The sequence below is a fragment of the Streptomyces sp. 5-10 genome (assembly GCF_014712245.1).
GTDB classification, from domain to species: Bacteria; Actinomycetota; Actinomycetes; order Streptomycetales; family Streptomycetaceae; genus Streptomyces; species Streptomyces violaceusniger.
The window spans coordinates 19,793-35,143 of sequence record NZ_JACVYG010000067.1; the positions used below are offsets into that span (position 1 = coordinate 19,793).

Genomic DNA, 15,351 nt, shown 5'->3' on the forward strand with positions numbered 1-15,351 from the left:
TGCCCCGATTGCGGGACAACACTTAGGTGCTGAAGGGATTCCTTGAGGTTGCGCCCGAAGCGCGACCAGATCCAGAGGATCAAGACATCGAACTCGCGGTTGCGAGCCATCTGCTTGATGTCCTCGATCTTGCGTTCCTCGAAGGCTCGACCGGACTCGCCCAGGTCCATGATCGGCTTGAGGATGACGTCGATGTTGTTGGCATCTGCCAGCTGCTGAGCGTGCCCGACCTGAAGCTCGGGACTGATCATGTCCTGTCGTGCAACGGATACGCGAACGTAGATGACGCCGCGCTTAGGACGCTTGAAGGCGTCCGGGACGTTGTCCTCGACGGTCGGCCGAAGCCGCATAGGTGCAGGGGCGGGGACCATGGTGCTCACGCCTTCCAAAGGTACGTGCATGCATCTCGCATCCGTCCCTCTTGTGGCGCAAACCACCAGTTCAGGGCGCTTGGCCGATCTAATGATGCACTCTCGGAGCGACGAAGCTGGCCCCGAACATGGCCACGACGTGCTGCGCGCCGAGCCCCACCGTCCGCGGCCACGACAGCCGCTCATCCGGCTTGACGACGGCACCGGGGGCGGGGGTGCGCCCATCGCCGTGCAGGGTCCAGCCCACGCCGAGGCCCATGACTGCTCCACTTCATCGCTACGGGGGATGCGCAGCAATGTTAGTTGGCCGAAAATGTGCGCCTTGCGGCTATGTGGGATCGGCCCCGGTGACCTCGTTGGTGAAATCGTCGGCCAGTGACTGCGCCTCGGTGTAGCTGGGCAGGCCGGCCGCTTGATCGGCTTGGCCGCGGGCGCCGGGGTGGCCGATCGACCAGGCCAGCTCGACGGCGTGGTCCAGGGCGGCCCGGAAGAGCAGCGAACCGCAGCTGATCCGCCGCACCCCGAGCTCGGCCAGCCGCCCATAGGTGTGGCGGCCGGGCGTGAAGAGGATGTTCAGCGGGATCTCGCCGAGGTCGCCGGCCAGTGCGCCGATGTCCTGCTCATCGGTGAGCGCGGGCACGAAGATCCCGTCCGCGCCCGCCCGTACGTACGCCTCGATGCGCTCGGCGGCGGTGGACAGCGAGGGCGGGGTGCCGCCACCGATCGCGGCGAGCCAGTGGGTGTCGGTCCGGGCGTTCACGAACAGCCGGGGCACCCGCTCCTTGACGGCCGCGATCACCGCGGTCTGGTGGTCCAGCGGGGCGAGGGTGCCGTCGGGGCGTCCGTCCTCGATGTTCACGCCGACCACCCCGGCCCGGTCCAGCTCGGCCGCGACCGCCGCGACCTCCTCGGGCCGGTCGCCGAACCCGCCCTCGATGTCGACGGTCACCAGCGCCGGGAGCCGGGCGATGCCCCGGGCGAGGGCGAGGGTTCCCTCGCGGGCGGCGCCGGTCGCGTCCGGCAGTCCGGCCGCCGCGGCCACACCGAGGCTGGTGGTGCCGATGGCGGCGAAGCCGCGCCGGACGAGGGCGGCGGCGGAGGCGTGGTCCCATGCGTTGGGCAGCAGCAGGGGCCGGTCGCCGTGGTGCAGCCGGCGGAAGGCGGTGTGACGGTCGGGGGCCGGGCCATCGCTCGTATCGCTCATATCACCGACCGTACGGCCGGATCCTTTCGGCGCTCGCCGAACGATGGCGGTGCCGGAGCCGGGACGGTGCCGGAGCCAGAGGGTGGCGGTGCCGGAGCCGGGACGGTGCCGGAGCCAGAGGGTGGCGGTGCCGGAGCCGGTGCACCGCCCCGGCGGCCCACCCCGTGACGCGTCAGGAGAGCGTGGTCCGGGACGTCGACGGGTCGGGCTGCGGGGCGGAACCCGTGGTATCTGTCCCCGCCGGGGTCCGCAGCACCCCGGCCCCCGCCACCAGCCCCAGCGCCAACGCCGTGACCAGGCAGAACGAGATCGTCAGCGAGGTCAGATCCGCGATCGAACCCATCGCCGCCGGAGCGACCAGCCCCGAGGTGTAGGTGATCGTGGCGACGCCCGCGATGGCCTGGCTCGGGGCCGGGCCGCTGCGCCCGGCGGCGGCGAAGGCCAGCGGCACCACGACCGCGATGCCCAGGCCGATGAGGCCGAATCCGGCGATGGCGAGGACGGGCCCGGAGGCGGTGACCACGAGGAGGCCCCCGGCGGTGGCGAGGACGCCGCCCGTGCGTACGGTCCGCACCGGCCCGAAGCGGCCCACCACCGCGTCCCCGACGAGCCGGGCGCCGGCCATCGTGCAGGAGAAGGCGGTGGTGCAGGCGGCGGCGACACCGGGGGAGGTGTCCAGGACGTCGCGCAGATAGACCGCCGACCAGTCCAGGCTCGCCCCCTCCGCGAAGACCGCGCAGAATCCCACCGCCCCGATGATCAGCGCGGAGCGGGGCGGCAGGGCGAAGCGGGGCGGTGGGTGCTCCTCGGGGGCGCTGCGCAGGTCCAGGACCCAGTGGCAGGCCACCGCGCCGAGCACCGTGAGGACCCCGGCGGCGATGGCGAGATGGAGCCGGGCATCGGCCTCGGCGTGCGCGGCGACCGTGCCCGCCGCCGAGCCGGTGAGCGCGCCGACGCTCCACATGCCGTGCAGCCCGGACATGATCGAACGGCCGAGGCGGTTCTCGACCTCCACACCGAGGGCGTTCATGGCGACGTCGGACATCCCGGCGGTCGCGCCGAAGATGAGCAGCACACCGCACAGCCAGACCAGCCCGGGCGCGAGCGGGGGCATCACCAGCCAGGCGGTCCACAGGGCGAGCAGTCCGCGCAGCGCCGCGCGGGCGCCGAAGCGGTGGCTGATCCGCCCGGCCAGGGGCATCGCGACCGAGGCCCCGATGGCGGGGAAGGCGAGCGCGAGGCCGAGTTGACCGGCGCTCAGGTCCAGCCGCTCCTGGATCCAGGGGATACGGGTGGCGAAGTTGCCGGTCACCGCGCCGTGCACGGCGAACACCGCCGCCACGGCGATTCGTGCCCGCCGTACCGGGCGCATCTCAAACGCCCCGGACTCCTTGAGCCTGCCCATGCTTGTCGCACCCTCCCCGTAGCGCCGACCCGCTCGTACCCGTACCCGTGCCCGTACTCGTGCCCGTACTTGTTCCCGTGCTGGTGCCCGTACCCGTGCGTGCTTGCGCCCGGCCCGTGCCGTGGCCCACCGGAAACTATCAGGAAGGCTCCCTGATAGATAGGCTTTTTCCCCGGCCTTCTGGAAGGATCCCGGCATGACCTCGACGAGCGTGTCCGTGGCGGGCCGCACCGCCTCTCCGAGTACGGCGCGGGCCATCAACGACCGCCTCGCCCTGCACCTGCTCAAGGACAAGGGGCCGTTGACCGCGGGGGAGCTCAAGTCGCTGACCGGGCTGTCCCGTCCCACCATCGCGGACCTGGTCGAGCGGCTGCGGCAGACCGGTCTTGTGGCGGTCGTGGGGGAGTCGGGGGCGGAGCGCCGGGGGCCCAACGCCCGGGTGTACGGGATCGTCGCCGACAGCGCGCATGTGGCCGGGGTCGACGTCCGTACGGATGGCGTCGCCGTCTGTGTGGCCGATCTGCTGGGCCGGACCGTGGCCGAGGAGTCGCTTCCGGTGGCCCCGGACGGGGATCCGGCGCACACCGTGGCGGCCGTGGTGGCCCTGGTGGAGCGGGCCGCCGAGCGGGCGGGGGCGGCGCGGCTGCACCACATCGGCATCGGGGTGCCCGGTCTCATCGACCCCGCCACCGGGGAGCTCAACTCGACTGGCGGGCTGCCCTCCTGGCACCGTGAGCTGGCCACCGCGCTGCACGACGGCCTCGCGGCGCCGGTGCTGCTGGAGAACGAGGTCAATCTCGCGGCCGTCGCCGAACAGCGGCTGGGCGCGGTGCGCGACCGCGACACCTTCGTGCTGCTGTGGCTCGGCCACGGCATCGGCGCGGCCGTGGTGCTGGACCGGGTGCTGCGGCGCGGAGCGTCCGGCGGCACCGGGGAGATCGGCTTCCTGCCGGTGCCGGGCACCGTGGGGCTGCCCTCCGCCACCGGCTGCGACGGCGGGTTCCACTCCCTGGTGAGCAGCGCCGCGGTCTGTGAACTCGCCCAGGAGCACGGTCTGGAGGCCGCGGCGGGCGGCTCGCGTGGGGAGGGGGCGGAGGACTCCGGCGCGGCGGAGGCGGTGATCCGCGCGGCCCTGGAGGCGGGGGAGCGGGGCGAGACCTTCCTGGACGCGCTGGCGGCCCGTATCGCGCTGGGCGTCGCCGCGATCTGCGCGGTGCTCGACCCGGGGTGCGCGGTGCTCGGCGGCGAGGTCGGCCGGGCCGGGGGCGAGGGGCTCGCCCGGCGGGTGGAGGAGCATGTGGCCCGGCTGTCGCCGCTGCGGACGCGGGTGCGGGCGGGGGTGGTGGGCGGTGGCGGGGTGCTGCGGGGCGCCGTGCTGACGGCGCTGGACGCGACGCAGAACGAGCTGTTCGGCGCCCCGTAGGCCGTGCACCCGCCGAATCCGTGGGGTGAGCGGATTCCTGTGCGATCTCTTGTCGTGCCCATGGAGCCGCCTTACTCTGAGCCCGATCTCAATTCTGAATAGCGTTCAGCTATCTGATTGGAGTGCTCGATGGGTGCACCTCCAGCGGGACGCGGGCGGATCGCCCGGGCGGTCATCGCCGCCTCCGCCCTCCTGGCCGTCCTGGCGATCCCCGCCGCCCCTTCCGCGCAGGGCGCCGAGCGCGTCCGGCCTTCCGGCCCGGCGCCCCGTACGGTGGTGCTCGACGGGCCCCGACTGTCCCTCACCAAGCTGAAACTGCAGCTGGGAGACCGAAATCTGCGGCGGACCGTACGCGATCTGACCACCCAGGCCGACCAGTGGATGAAGCAGGGCCCCTGGACGGTCACCGACAAGGACCAGGTGCCGCCCAGCGGCGACAAACACGACTACTTCAGCCAGGCCCCCTACTGGTGGCCCAGCCGGCCCAAGACCGAGGACAATCCGTACGGCTGTCCCTACGTTCAGAAGGATGGCCAACGGAACCCCGACGTGGACAAGATGACGGACCGTCCCGAGGTCGGGAAGGTCTTCGAGTCCGCCTACGAGCTCTCGCTGGCCTGGTACTACACCGGTAAGCGGGCCTACGCCGAGCACGCCGCGGACATCCTGCGCACCTGGTTCGTCACCCCGGCGACCCGGATGAACCCGAACCTGAACCACGCGCAGTTCATCCCCTGCAAGTACGACGGCCGCTCGATCGGGATCATCGACTTCTCCCAGGCCTTCACCAGCCTCCTCGACGCCGCCGCGCTCCTCGACACCGGCGCTCCCGGCTGGTCCAAGAGCGACCACGCGGGCTTCCGCACCTGGAACAAGCAGTTCCTGGACTGGCTGGTGAACAGCGACTTCGGCAAGGAGGAGGGCGCCGCAGAGAACAACCACGGCACCTTCTACGACATGCAGGTCGCCGCCATCGCCACCGCCGTGGGCGACCGGGACCGCGCCCGCCAGGTGCTCCTCGACGCCCGCACCAAGCGCATCGACACCCAGATCGCGGCCGACGGCACGCAGCCGCAGGAGCTCGAGCGGACCCGGAGCTTCCACTACTCGACCTTCAACCTGGTCGCGTACACCCGGATGGCCGCCATCGGCAAGCACCTCGGGGTGGACCTGTGGAATTACACCGGGCCCGGTGGCGGGAACCTCTTCAAGGCGGTCGACCTCCTGCTCCCGGCGGCCACGGGCGCCGCGCCCTGGCCGTACCCGGAGCTCGACTTCCGCGCCTACGCGGCGAGCGACATCGTCCACGCGGCGGCCGACGCGGGTGACCGCAAGGCTCGCGCGGCGCTGCCCAAGCTCCAGACCCCGCCCGGCGGCGACCTGTGGGCCCTGCGGCCGGCGGTCGAACAACTCGACAGCATCGCCCAGGGCTGACGGGCATCTCTCCCCGCCCCGCTCCTTCCCGATCCGGGGGCGGGCCCCCGGGCCCCGCTCGGTGGCGGTCTCCGTGCGATGGCCCCTGGCCGGGCCCGAGGGGGCCGGGCCGGGCCCACGGCCAGCGGTTACGACGCCCCCGGGCTGCCGCTGGCGGGGTCGTCTTTTTCTCCGCCCCGCTCCTTCCCGATCCGGGGCCAGGCCCCCAGCCCCCGCCCGGGTGCGGCCTCTGCGCGGTGGCACCTGGCTGGGACCTAGGGGTCGGGGTGGGCCCAGGGCCAGTGGTTGCGACGGCCCCCGGGCTGCCGCTAACGGGACCGTCTTTCTCCCCGCCCCGTTCCTTCCCGATCCGGGGGCGGGCCCCCGGGCCCCCGGGTCCCCGCTCAGGTGCGGGCTTCATGCCGTGGNCGGGTCCCCGCTCAGGTGCGGGCTTCATGCCGTGGAGTTCTGCCGAGGTGCCGCGCCTTGCGGGTGGCTGGGTGGGTGTTCTTTGCCGGGCCGGGGCCGATAAGCCTGGGCCCGGTCGCGCGGCGCGGGGCGGTGACGTGACCGTGTGGTGTCACCGGTAGCGGCTGCCGTTGCGGCGGTGACGACCGAGGCCACTCCCGAACGGGGTCCGGGGCAGGGTCCGTTGTGCAAGTGGATCTGCGGATGCGGACACTGGGCCGCCGGGGGTCGGGGATCGGGGGCCGGGGGCTGGGCCCCCGGTTCGGGAAGGGGCGGGGTGGGGAATCCGCTCCGGGGCCCGGGCGGGGAAACCGTTCCCGACCCGGGTGGGGATACGGCCCGGGGCGCGGTGGGCCCCCTTCCGGGCGGGTTCGCCTCCCGGGGCGGTTCGTTCCGGGGTCGGGGCGGGGGAGTCCCGGGGTCGGGTGGCCGAGGGAGGCCCCGGGGGCGGGTGGGTGAGGGAGGCCACATGGGGGTTGCCTCCCACCTGCGTCGATGGCCATGGCACACTGGGCCCGTACCAGTGACGTCAGCGCACTCCGGGGTCGGTGAAAATCCGAACCGGCGGTTACAGTCCGCGACCCGTCCGCCGCCAGCGGCCGGTTGACCAGGTGAAATTCCTGGACCGACGGTGAAAGTCCGGATGGGAGGCAGTGCGCGGCGGTAGCGACATCACCGGTGCGCCGCCTCGGCGGTTCGCCCTCGCACAAGCGGGATCAAGCGGGATGCGAACCCTTGCCGAACCCGGCGTGCTGGCGGCGGCGTTCCCGCTTCCGTGTCATCTCGACAGCCCCGGAGTCCGTGCCCGAAGAGGCAGGAGGACCCGGTGGCCACCGCAGCCGAAGCCCAAGCGATGCGCCATGCCGTCGCGCTCGCCGCACGAGGCCTCGGCCACACCAGCCCCAACCCCGTCGTCGGCTGCGTCGTCCTCGACGCCGGTGGCCGCGTCGTCGGCGAGGGCTGGCACCAGCGGGCCGGCGGTCCGCACGCCGAGGTCCACGCGCTGCGCGCGGCGGGGGAGCGGGCCCGCGGCGGCACCGCCGTCGTCACCCTCGAACCCTGCGACCACACCGGCCGCACCGGCCCCTGCTCGCAGGCCCTGATCGCCGCCGGGATCGCCCGCGTCCACTACGCCGTCGCCGACCCCACCGCCCAGGCCACGGGCGGCGCCGCGACCCTGGCCGCCGCCGGGGTCGAGGTCGAGGCCGGGCTGCTGGCCGAGGAGGCCGAGGCGGTCAACGCGCCCTGGCTGACCGCGATGCGCCGCGGCCGCCCCTTCGTGCTGTGGAAGTTCGCCGCGACCCTGGACGGCCGCAGCGCCGCCGCCGACGGCACCAGCCGCTGGATCACCTCCGCCGAGTCCCGTGCCGATGTGCACCGGCTGCGCGCGGAGGCCGACGCCGTCGTGGTCGGCTCCGGCACCCTGCGCGCCGACGACCCCCACCTGGCCGTACGGGACCGGGAGGGCGCCACCCAGCCGCTGCGGGTCGTCGTGGACACGGGCGCCACCATCAAGCCCGGCGCCCGGGTGCTGGACGACGCCGCGCCCACGCTGATCGCCGTCGCCGAGGACGCGGGCGTCGCGCACCTGCCCCGGCGGCCGGGCGTGGAGACCGTAAGGCTGCCGCGCGCGGAAACCGGCCTCCGGATCCCCGCGCTCCTGGCCGAGCTGCACCGCCGTGGGGTGCGCTCCGTCCTGCTGGAGGGCGGGCCCACCCTCGCCGGGGCGTTCCTCGCCGCGGGCGCCGTCGACAAGATCGTCGGCTATCTCGCCCCCGTTCTGCTCGGCGCGGGCCCCGCCGCCCTCGCCGACGCCGGAATCACCACCATCGCGCAGGCGTTGCGCCTCGAGACGGCCGATGTGACCCGGCTCGGTCCCGATCTGCGCGTCACCGCCGTCCCCGTCACCGCGATCCCCGTCCCCACCGACCCCGTTCCTGTTCCCGTCGCCCCCGCCCCCCTCGCCGAGGAGAACTGAAGTGTTCACCGGAATTGTCGAAGAACTGGGTGAGATCGTCGCCATCGAGCACCTGGGCGACGCGTCCCGCTTCCAGGTGCGCGGCCCCGTCGTCACCGAAGGGGCGAAGCACGGCGACTCCATCGCCGTCAACGGCGTCTGTCTCACCGTCGTCGACATCATCGAGGACGGTGAGTCCACCCGGTTCAGCGCCGACGTCATGGCCGAGACCCTGAACCGCTCCAGCCTCGGCGCGCTCGACATCGGCTCCCGGGTCAACCTGGAGCGCCCGATGGCGCTGGGCGGGCGGCTCGGCGGCCACATCGTGCAGGGCCACGTGGACGGCACCGGCGTCATCGTGGACCGCAAGCTCTCCGAGCACTGGGAGGTCGTGAAGATCTCGCTGCCCGCCGAACTCAGCCGCTACGTCGTCGAGAAGGGCTCCATCACGGTGGACGGCATCAGCCTCACCGTGGTGGACGCGGGCCCCGACTACTTCACGGTCAGCCTCATCCCGACGACCCTCGCGCTCACCACGCTCGGGGTCAAGCAGGCCGGGGACCCGGTCAACCTCGAGGTGGACGTACTCGCCAAATACGTCGAGCGGCTGCTCGGACGGGACAACGGCACGCAGGACAAGGAGGCCACATCATGAGTGAGGCATACGCGGTGACCGACCCGCACCCGAGCGGCCAGGCCGCCTCCCTGCGAGCCGCGCACTGGCCCGACGAACTGGCGCTGGACCCCATCGAGCGCGCCATCGCCGACATCGCCGCGGGCCGCCCCGTGGTCGTCGTGGACGACGAGGACCGGGAGAACGAGGGCGACCTCGTCGCCGCCGCCGAGACGATCAGCCCCGAGATCGTCGCCTTCATGATGAACGAGTGCCGGGGGCTCATCTGCGCGCCCATGGAGGCCACCGACCTCGACCGGCTGCGGCTTCCGCAGATGGTCGAGGAGAACACCGAGTCCATGCGGACCGCCTTCACCGTCTCGGTCGACGCCACCGCCGAACACGGCGTCAGCACCGGTATCTCCGCCGCCGACCGGGCCACCACCCTGCGGCTGCTGGCCGACCCGGACACCACCCCCGGCGACCTCGTCCGTCCCGGCCACATCTTCCCGCTGCGCGCCCGCCCGGGCGGGGTGCTCGAGCGCGACGGCCACACGGAGGCCGGGGTCGACCTCGCCCGGCTGGCCGGACTGCGCCCGGCGGCCGTGATCTGCGAGATCGCGGGGGAGGACGGTGCCATGCTGCGCCTGCCCGACCTGGTGGCCTTCGCCCACAAGCACGACCTGGCGATCGTCTCCATCGCCGACCTGATCGCGTACCGCAAGCCCGCCGAGCCGCTTGTGCGGCGCGAGGCCGAGACCCGGCTGCCCACCGCCTTCGGCGACTTCCGGGCGTACGGCTACCGCGCGGCCGACGGCGTCGAGCACATCGCGCTGGTCCAGGGCGACATCCGGGACGGCGAAGACGTGCTCGTCCGCGTCCACTCCGAATGCCTCACCGGAGACGTCTTCCACTCGCTGCGCTGCGACTGCGGCCCCCAGCTGCACGCCGCGCTGGAGCGGGTCACCGCCGAGGGCCGGGGCATCGTCCTGTATCTGCGCGGCCATGAGGGGCGCGGGATCGGACTGCTGTCCAAGCTGCGCGCGTACGAGCTCCAGGAGCTGGGCCGGGACACCCTGGACGCCAATCTGGAGCTCGGCCTGCCCGCCGACGCGCGGGACTACGCCGCAGGCGCGGAGATCCTCGCCGACCTCGGCGTGCACTCGCTGCGGCTGATGACCAACAACCCCGAGAAGACCACGGCGCTGGTCCGGCACGGGCTGCGGGTCACCGGCCGGGAGCCGATGCCCGTCCAGGCCGGGGAGCACAACCTCCGCTACCTCCGCACCAAGCGGGACCGGATGGGGCATGACCTGCCCTGGCTGGACGGCGACCGCGCCGAGCCCATATCGGCCTGCGGCAACCAGTAGCCACGGAGAACCAGCCGCCGCACCAACGCACATCCACGCACCACCACAGAAACACCGGAAAACCAGGAACACGAGGAGAGACGTGAGCGGTAAGGGCGCCCCCGAACTGTCCGTGAAGAACTGCGGGGACCTGCGCGTCGCCGTCATCGCCGCACAGTGGCACGAGAAGGTGATGGACGGGCTGCTCGACGGCGCCCTGCGCGCGCTGGGCGAGCTCGGCATCGACGAGCCCACCGTGCTGCGGGTGCCGGGCAGCTTCGAACTGCCGGTCGTCGCGAAGGTGCTCGCGGGCCGCGGCTATGACGCGATCGTGGCCCTGGGCGTCGTCATCCGCGGCGGCACCCCGCACTTCGACTATGTGTGCCAGGGCGTCACCCAGGGGCTGACCCAGGTCAGCGTGGACACCGGCGTGCCCATCGGCTTCGGCGTGCTGACCTGCGACACCGAGGAGCAGGCCCTGGACCGGGCCGGGCTCGCGGGCTCCAGCGAGGACAAGGGCCACGAGGCGGTCACCGCGGCCGTCGCCACCGCCACCACCCTGCGCTCGGTCGCCGAACCCTGGCGCTGAGGGGCGTCGCACGACCCAAGTAGGATGACGGACACGATGCCCAAGAAGACGTTCGAGGAGCTTTTCACCGAGCTCCAGCAGAAGGCCGCCACGGCCGACCCGGCCACGTCCCGCACCGCCGAGCTGGTCCACTCCGGTGTGCACGCCATCGGCAAGAAGGTCGTGGAGGAGGCCGCCGAGGTGTGGATGGCCGCCGAGTACGAGAGCGACGAGGCGACCGCCGAGGAGATCTCCCAGCTCCTGTACCACCTTCAGGTGATGATGGTCGCCAAGGGGCTGACCCTCGACGACGTCTACGCCCACCTCTGACCACCCCCGTCAAACACCCGCACCCCCGCCACCGAGCCACCCGGCCACCGAGCCACCGAGCCACCGAAGGAAAGAGCACTCATGCTGCGCATCGCCGTCCCCAACAAGGGTTCACTGTCCGAGCCTGCGTCGGCGATGCTCCATGAGGCGGGCTACCGGCAGCGCAAGGACCGCAAGGAGCTGGTCCTCGTCGACGCGGAGAACGAGGTGGAGTTCTTCTTCCTCCGCCCCCGTGACATCGCCGTCTACGTGGGCTCCGGCCGGCTGGACATCGGCATCACCGGCCGCGATCTGCTGCTGGACTCCGGCTCCCAGGCCGAGGAGATCATGCAGCTCGGCTTCGCCGGGTCCACCTTCCGCTACGCCACCCGTCCCGGCACGGCCAAGGACGTCAGCGAGTTCGGCGGGATGACCGTGGCCACGTCCTTCGCCGGACTGGTCACCAAGCACCTGGCCGACAACGGTGTGGACGCCGCCGTGGTCCACCTCGACGGCGCCGTCGAGACCGCCATCCAGCTCGGTGTCGCCGAGGTCATCGCGGATGTGGTCGAGACCGGCACCACCCTGCGCAACGCCGGGCTGGAGATCATCGGCGAGCCCATCCTGGAGTCCGAGGCGGTCGTCATCCGCCGCACCGGCGACCCCAGCGACGACCCCAAGGTCCAGCAGTTCCTCCGCCGGATGCAGGGCGTCCTGGTGGCCCGGCGCTACGTGATGATGGACTACGACATCCGGGTGGAGCAGGTGGAGCGCGCCGTGGCGCTCACCCCCGGCCTGGAGTCGCCCACCGTCTCCCCGCTGCACCACGAGGGCTGGGTCGCGGTCCGCTCGATGGTCCCCGCCAAGGACGCCCAGCGGATTATGGACGAGCTCTACGAGCTGGGGGCCCGGGCCATCCTCACCACCGGCATCCACGCCTGCCGCCTCTGACGGCCCGCCCCACCCCCGCCCCCGTCCCGTTCCCTCCCAGCCGAGAGGCCGACCACGTGTCCGCCGCCGCGCCCACCCCCGCCCTGCCCGTCACCTTCCGGCCGACCAGGACGCGTGCCGTCCTGATGACCGTCGGTGTCGCCGTCCTGGTCGTCCTCACGGCCGTCGCCCTGCTGCTGGAGCGGCTGGGGCCGGGGGAGCGGGCCAGCTTCATCTTCACCGGACTGCTGTTCTTCGGCGGGTTGATGCTGCTCAGCCGCCCCAAGGTGGTGGCCGAGGAGGGCGGTGTGACGGTGGTCAACCTGACCACCAAGCGCCGGCTGGAGTGGGCGGAGGTGCTCCGGGTCAATCTGCGCCCCGGTGACCCCTGGGTCTATCTGGACCTCGCCGACGGCACCAGCCTGCCCGCGATGGGCATCCAGCCGGGCATCGCCAAGGCGCACGCCATCAGCGACGCGCGGGCCCTGCGCGCCCTCGCCGAGCGGCACGGGACGGGCCGTGCCGCGGACTGAGCCATCCGGCGGGACCGCCCAGCGGCGTTGAGCAGCCCCTTCACGTCCGCTTCCGCCCCCTGCCGGGCGGGCCCCCGCGAACCGGCCGACGAGCGGATCGGCACTCCAACGGCGTGAGGGGCCTGCCCGTCACGCCCCATCCTTGTTTACTCTGTTGCCGGGGCCGAACGATGCCCCGCCCCGCCTCTCCAGCGCGCACGCCCGCGTGCGCCCCCGGCGGGCTCCCCTGCGACCCGAGGAGTGACTCCCTCAGCAGATGGACGGATCGTCCTGTAGTACCTGCGCCGCCGCCGACCACGAGGCGGCGGCATGAGCATCACCCTGTCCCTCCTGCTGCTGTCCGCGGCACTCGTCCTGATCCTCGCCAACGGCTTCTTCGTGGCCGCCGAATTCGGCCTGGTCACCGTCGAGCGGCCGGACGCCGAGCGAGCCGCCGACGAGGGCGACAAGCGCGCCCGTACCGTCGTCGAGGCGCTGCGCGAGCTGTCCTTCCAGCTCTCCGGCACCCAGCTCGGCATCACCATCACCTCGCTGATCGTCGGCATGCTGGCCGAGCCCGCGCTCGGCCATCTGCTGACCGCGCCGCTGGCGGCGGTCGGACTGCCGCACGGCGCCGTGTCCGGTGTCGCCATCGTGCTCGGCATGCTGCTGGCCTCCGCCGTCCAGATGGTCATCGGCGAGCTGGTGCCCAAGAACTGGGCGGTCTCCCGGCCGCTGCAGGTCGCCCGCTTCGTCGCGGGCCCGCAGTACGCCTTCGCCCGCTTCTTCCGGCCCGTGATCGCCCTGCTCAACACCGTGGCCAACCGGCTGGTGCGGGCGCTGGGCGTGGAGCCCACCGAGGAGCTGGCCTCCGCCCGCACCCCCGGTGAGCTGGTCTCGCTCGCCCGCCACTCGGCACGGGCCGGCGCGATCGAGCAGGACACGGCCGATCTGTTCGTCCGCACCCTCTCGCTGGGCGAGCTGACCGCCCAGCACGTGATGACCCCGCGGGTGCGGGTGAGCGCGCTGCACTCCACGGCGACCGCCGTGGATGTGCTCAACCTCACCCGGGCCACCGGGCTGTCCCGCTTCCCCGTCTACCGCGACCGGCTGGACGAGGTCATCGGGATGGTGCACCTCAAGGACGCCCTCGCGGTGCCGTCCGACGACCGGCTGCGCACACCCGTCAGCCGGATCGCCCAGCCCCCGCTGCTGGTCCCCGAGACGCTGCCGGTCCAGCCGCTGCTGGAGCGGCTGCGCAGCGAGCAGCCGATAGCCGTGGTCGTCGACGAGTACGGCGGCACGGCCGGTGTGGTCACCCTGGAGGACATCGTCGAGGAGCTGGTCGGCGAGGTGCGCGACGAGCACGACGACGAGGCCGCGGAGACCCCCGACCTGGTGCAGACCCTCACCGAGGACGGCCGCACCGTATGGGACGCCGACGGCGGCTGCCGCGTCGACACCCTGCGCCGGATCGGCCTCGACGCGCCCGACGGGCCGTACGAGACCGTGGCCGGGCTGGTGGCCGATCTGCTGGCGCGGATCCCCGCCCCCGGCGACATCGCCGAGCTGCCCGGCTGGAAGCTGGCCGTCCGGCAGGTCGGCCACCACCGGGCGGAACTGGTGCGCATCGTCCGCACGAAGCCGGGTACGCCGCCTGTGCAGATGACCGCACACGCCGCGGCCGGGGAGGGGAACGGACGATGAGCCTGGTACAGCTTCTCTTCGCCGTCCTGCTGGTCCTCGCCAACGGCTTCTTCGTGGGCGCCGAGTTCGCCCTGGTCTCGGTGCGCCGCAGCCAGATCGAGCCGCGCGCGGCCGAGGGCTCCGGGCGCGCCCGTACGGTGCTGACGGGCCTGGAGAACCTGCCGCAGATGATGGCGGCCGCCCAGTTCGGCATCACCGTCTGCTCGCTGACCCTCGGCGCGGTCGCCGAGCCGACCGTCGCCGAGCTGCTGGAGCCGGTCTTCCACGCCGTCCACCTGCCCGAGCAGCTGATCCATCCGCTCGGCTACGCCATCGCGCTCGCCCTGGTGGTCTTCCTCCACCTGGTCATCGGCGAGATGGTGCCGAAGAACCTGGCCATGGCGGCGCCGGACAAGACCGCGCTGTGGCTCGGCCCCGGGCTGGTCGCCTTCGCGCGGCTGTGCCGGCCGGTCACCGCGCTGCTGGGGGCGTGCGCCCGGCTGGTGCTGCGGCTGTTCCGGGTGGAGCCCAAGGACGAGGTCGAGGCCGTCTTCACCAGCGAGCAGCTGACCCATCTGGTGGAGGACTCCCGGCAGGCCGGGCTGCTCGACCCCGGGGAGCAGGAGCGCCTCGCGGACGCCCTTGAGCTGGGCAGCCGCCCGGTCACCGACGTCCTCCTGGACCCGGCGGGCCTGGTCACCGTGGATCCCTCGGTCACCCCCCGGCAGATCGAGGAGCTGACCGTGCGCACCGGCTACTCCCGCTTCCCGGTGCGCGGCCCCGGCGGCGCCTTCATGGGCTATCTGCATGTGAAGGACGTCCTGGAGCTGGAGTTCCCGGAGCGGGCCGTGCCGCAGCGGGTCTGGCATCCGATCGAGACGCTCCGGGCGGAGCTTCCGCTGGACGACGCCCTCACCGCGATGCGCCGGGCCGCCTCCCACTTGGCGGCCGTCGCCGACGCGTCGGGCACGGTGCTGGGGCTGGTCGCCCTGGAGGACGTCCTGGAGAAGCTGGTCGGCGAGGTCCACGACCCCGCGCACCGGGGTGGGGCCCGGGACCGGGTGGCCGAGCCCAGGGGCGAGGCGGCGCCCGCGCCCTCGGAGGAGGAGCGGGCGATGGTGGGCTGAGCGGCGCGGTCGCGCT

General features: G+C 72.9%; 13 protein-coding genes, 2 pseudogenes and 1 riboswitch. Of the genes and pseudogenes, 11 read left to right on the top strand and 4 right to left on the bottom strand.

Features of this window, described 5'->3' with window-relative positions:
- Positions 1–29 precede the first annotated feature (29 nt).
- The 4 genes and pseudogenes from IEJ02_RS49430 to IEJ02_RS42200 form a co-directional block, all read right to left on the bottom strand.
- A pseudogene (locus tag IEJ02_RS49430) lies at positions 30–401 on the bottom strand (recombinase family protein); the annotation flags it as partial.
- A 73-nt stretch (positions 402–474) separates the two neighbouring features.
- Positions 475–630 (bottom strand): annotated as a pseudogene (locus tag IEJ02_RS42190) (nitrate reductase); the annotation flags it as partial.
- A 69-nt stretch (positions 631–699) separates the two neighbouring features.
- Positions 700–1,575, bottom strand: a complete 876-nt coding sequence (locus IEJ02_RS42195) for an isocitrate lyase/PEP mutase family protein (RefSeq protein WP_191069624.1) — start codon at positions 1,573–1,575, stop codon at positions 700–702.
- A gap of 172 nt (positions 1,576–1,747) precedes the next feature.
- Positions 1,748–2,980, bottom strand: a complete 1,233-nt coding sequence (locus tag IEJ02_RS42200) for an MFS transporter (RefSeq protein ID WP_191069625.1) — start codon at positions 2,978–2,980, stop codon at positions 1,748–1,750.
- A gap of 196 nt (positions 2,981–3,176) precedes the next feature.
- On the opposite strand from IEJ02_RS42200, the gene IEJ02_RS42205 reads away from it, so the two are divergent.
- The 11 genes from IEJ02_RS42205 to IEJ02_RS42255 all read left to right on the top strand — a co-directional run bounded on the left by IEJ02_RS42205 (position 3,177) and on the right by IEJ02_RS42255 (position 15,335).
- Complete coding sequence (locus tag IEJ02_RS42205) at positions 3,177–4,403, top strand: ROK family transcriptional regulator (protein WP_191069626.1); 1,227 nt, start codon at positions 3,177–3,179, stop codon at positions 4,401–4,403.
- 129 nt (positions 4,404–4,532) lie between these two features.
- Positions 4,533–5,837, top strand: a complete 1,305-nt coding sequence (locus IEJ02_RS42210) for an alginate lyase family protein (protein WP_191069627.1) — start codon at positions 4,533–4,535, stop codon at positions 5,835–5,837.
- Between the two features lie 977 nt (positions 5,838–6,814).
- A riboswitch (FMN riboswitch) is annotated at positions 6,815–6,945 on the top strand.
- A gap of 165 nt (positions 6,946–7,110) precedes the next feature.
- Positions 7,111–8,262, top strand: a complete 1,152-nt coding sequence (gene ribD / locus IEJ02_RS42215) for a bifunctional diaminohydroxyphosphoribosylaminopyrimidine deaminase/5-amino-6-(5-phosphoribosylamino)uracil reductase RibD (protein WP_317986057.1) — start codon at positions 7,111–7,113, stop codon at positions 8,260–8,262.
- A 1-nt stretch (position 8,263) separates the two neighbouring features.
- Positions 8,264–8,896, top strand: coding sequence for a riboflavin synthase (locus IEJ02_RS42220; protein WP_191069628.1), 633 nt, complete (start codon positions 8,264–8,266; stop codon positions 8,894–8,896).
- Positions 8,893–10,224, top strand: coding sequence for a bifunctional 3,4-dihydroxy-2-butanone-4-phosphate synthase/GTP cyclohydrolase II (locus IEJ02_RS42225; RefSeq protein WP_223865348.1), 1,332 nt, complete (start codon positions 8,893–8,895; stop codon positions 10,222–10,224). Before IEJ02_RS42220 ends, IEJ02_RS42225 begins: the two co-directional genes overlap by 4 nt.
- Before the next feature lie 82 nt (positions 10,225–10,306).
- On the top strand, positions 10,307–10,792 hold the full coding sequence (gene ribH, locus IEJ02_RS42230; protein ID WP_137980387.1) for a 6,7-dimethyl-8-ribityllumazine synthase: 486 nt from the start codon (positions 10,307–10,309) through the stop codon (positions 10,790–10,792).
- Between the two features lie 36 nt (positions 10,793–10,828).
- The gene (locus IEJ02_RS42235) at positions 10,829–11,101 is read left to right on the top strand and encodes a phosphoribosyl-ATP diphosphatase (protein WP_014056301.1); all 273 of its coding nucleotides are present in this window, start codon (positions 10,829–10,831) and stop codon (positions 11,099–11,101) included.
- 81 nt (positions 11,102–11,182) lie between these two features.
- A complete protein-coding gene (hisG, locus tag IEJ02_RS42240) occupies positions 11,183–12,031 on the top strand; it encodes an ATP phosphoribosyltransferase (protein WP_191069629.1) in 849 nt (282 codons plus the stop codon).
- 56 nt (positions 12,032–12,087) lie between these two features.
- Complete coding sequence (locus tag IEJ02_RS42245) at positions 12,088–12,543, top strand: PH domain-containing protein (protein ID WP_137980389.1); 456 nt, start codon at positions 12,088–12,090, stop codon at positions 12,541–12,543.
- Positions 12,544–12,858: 315 nt separating this feature from the next.
- Positions 12,859–14,229, top strand: coding sequence for a hemolysin family protein (locus tag IEJ02_RS42250; protein WP_275559344.1), 1,371 nt, complete (start codon positions 12,859–12,861; stop codon positions 14,227–14,229).
- The gene (locus IEJ02_RS42255) at positions 14,226–15,335 is read left to right on the top strand and encodes a hemolysin family protein (protein WP_191069630.1); all 1,110 of its coding nucleotides are present in this window, start codon (positions 14,226–14,228) and stop codon (positions 15,333–15,335) included. The genes IEJ02_RS42250 and IEJ02_RS42255 overlap by 4 nt, the downstream gene beginning before the upstream one ends.
- Positions 15,336–15,351: the final 16 nt, after the last annotated feature.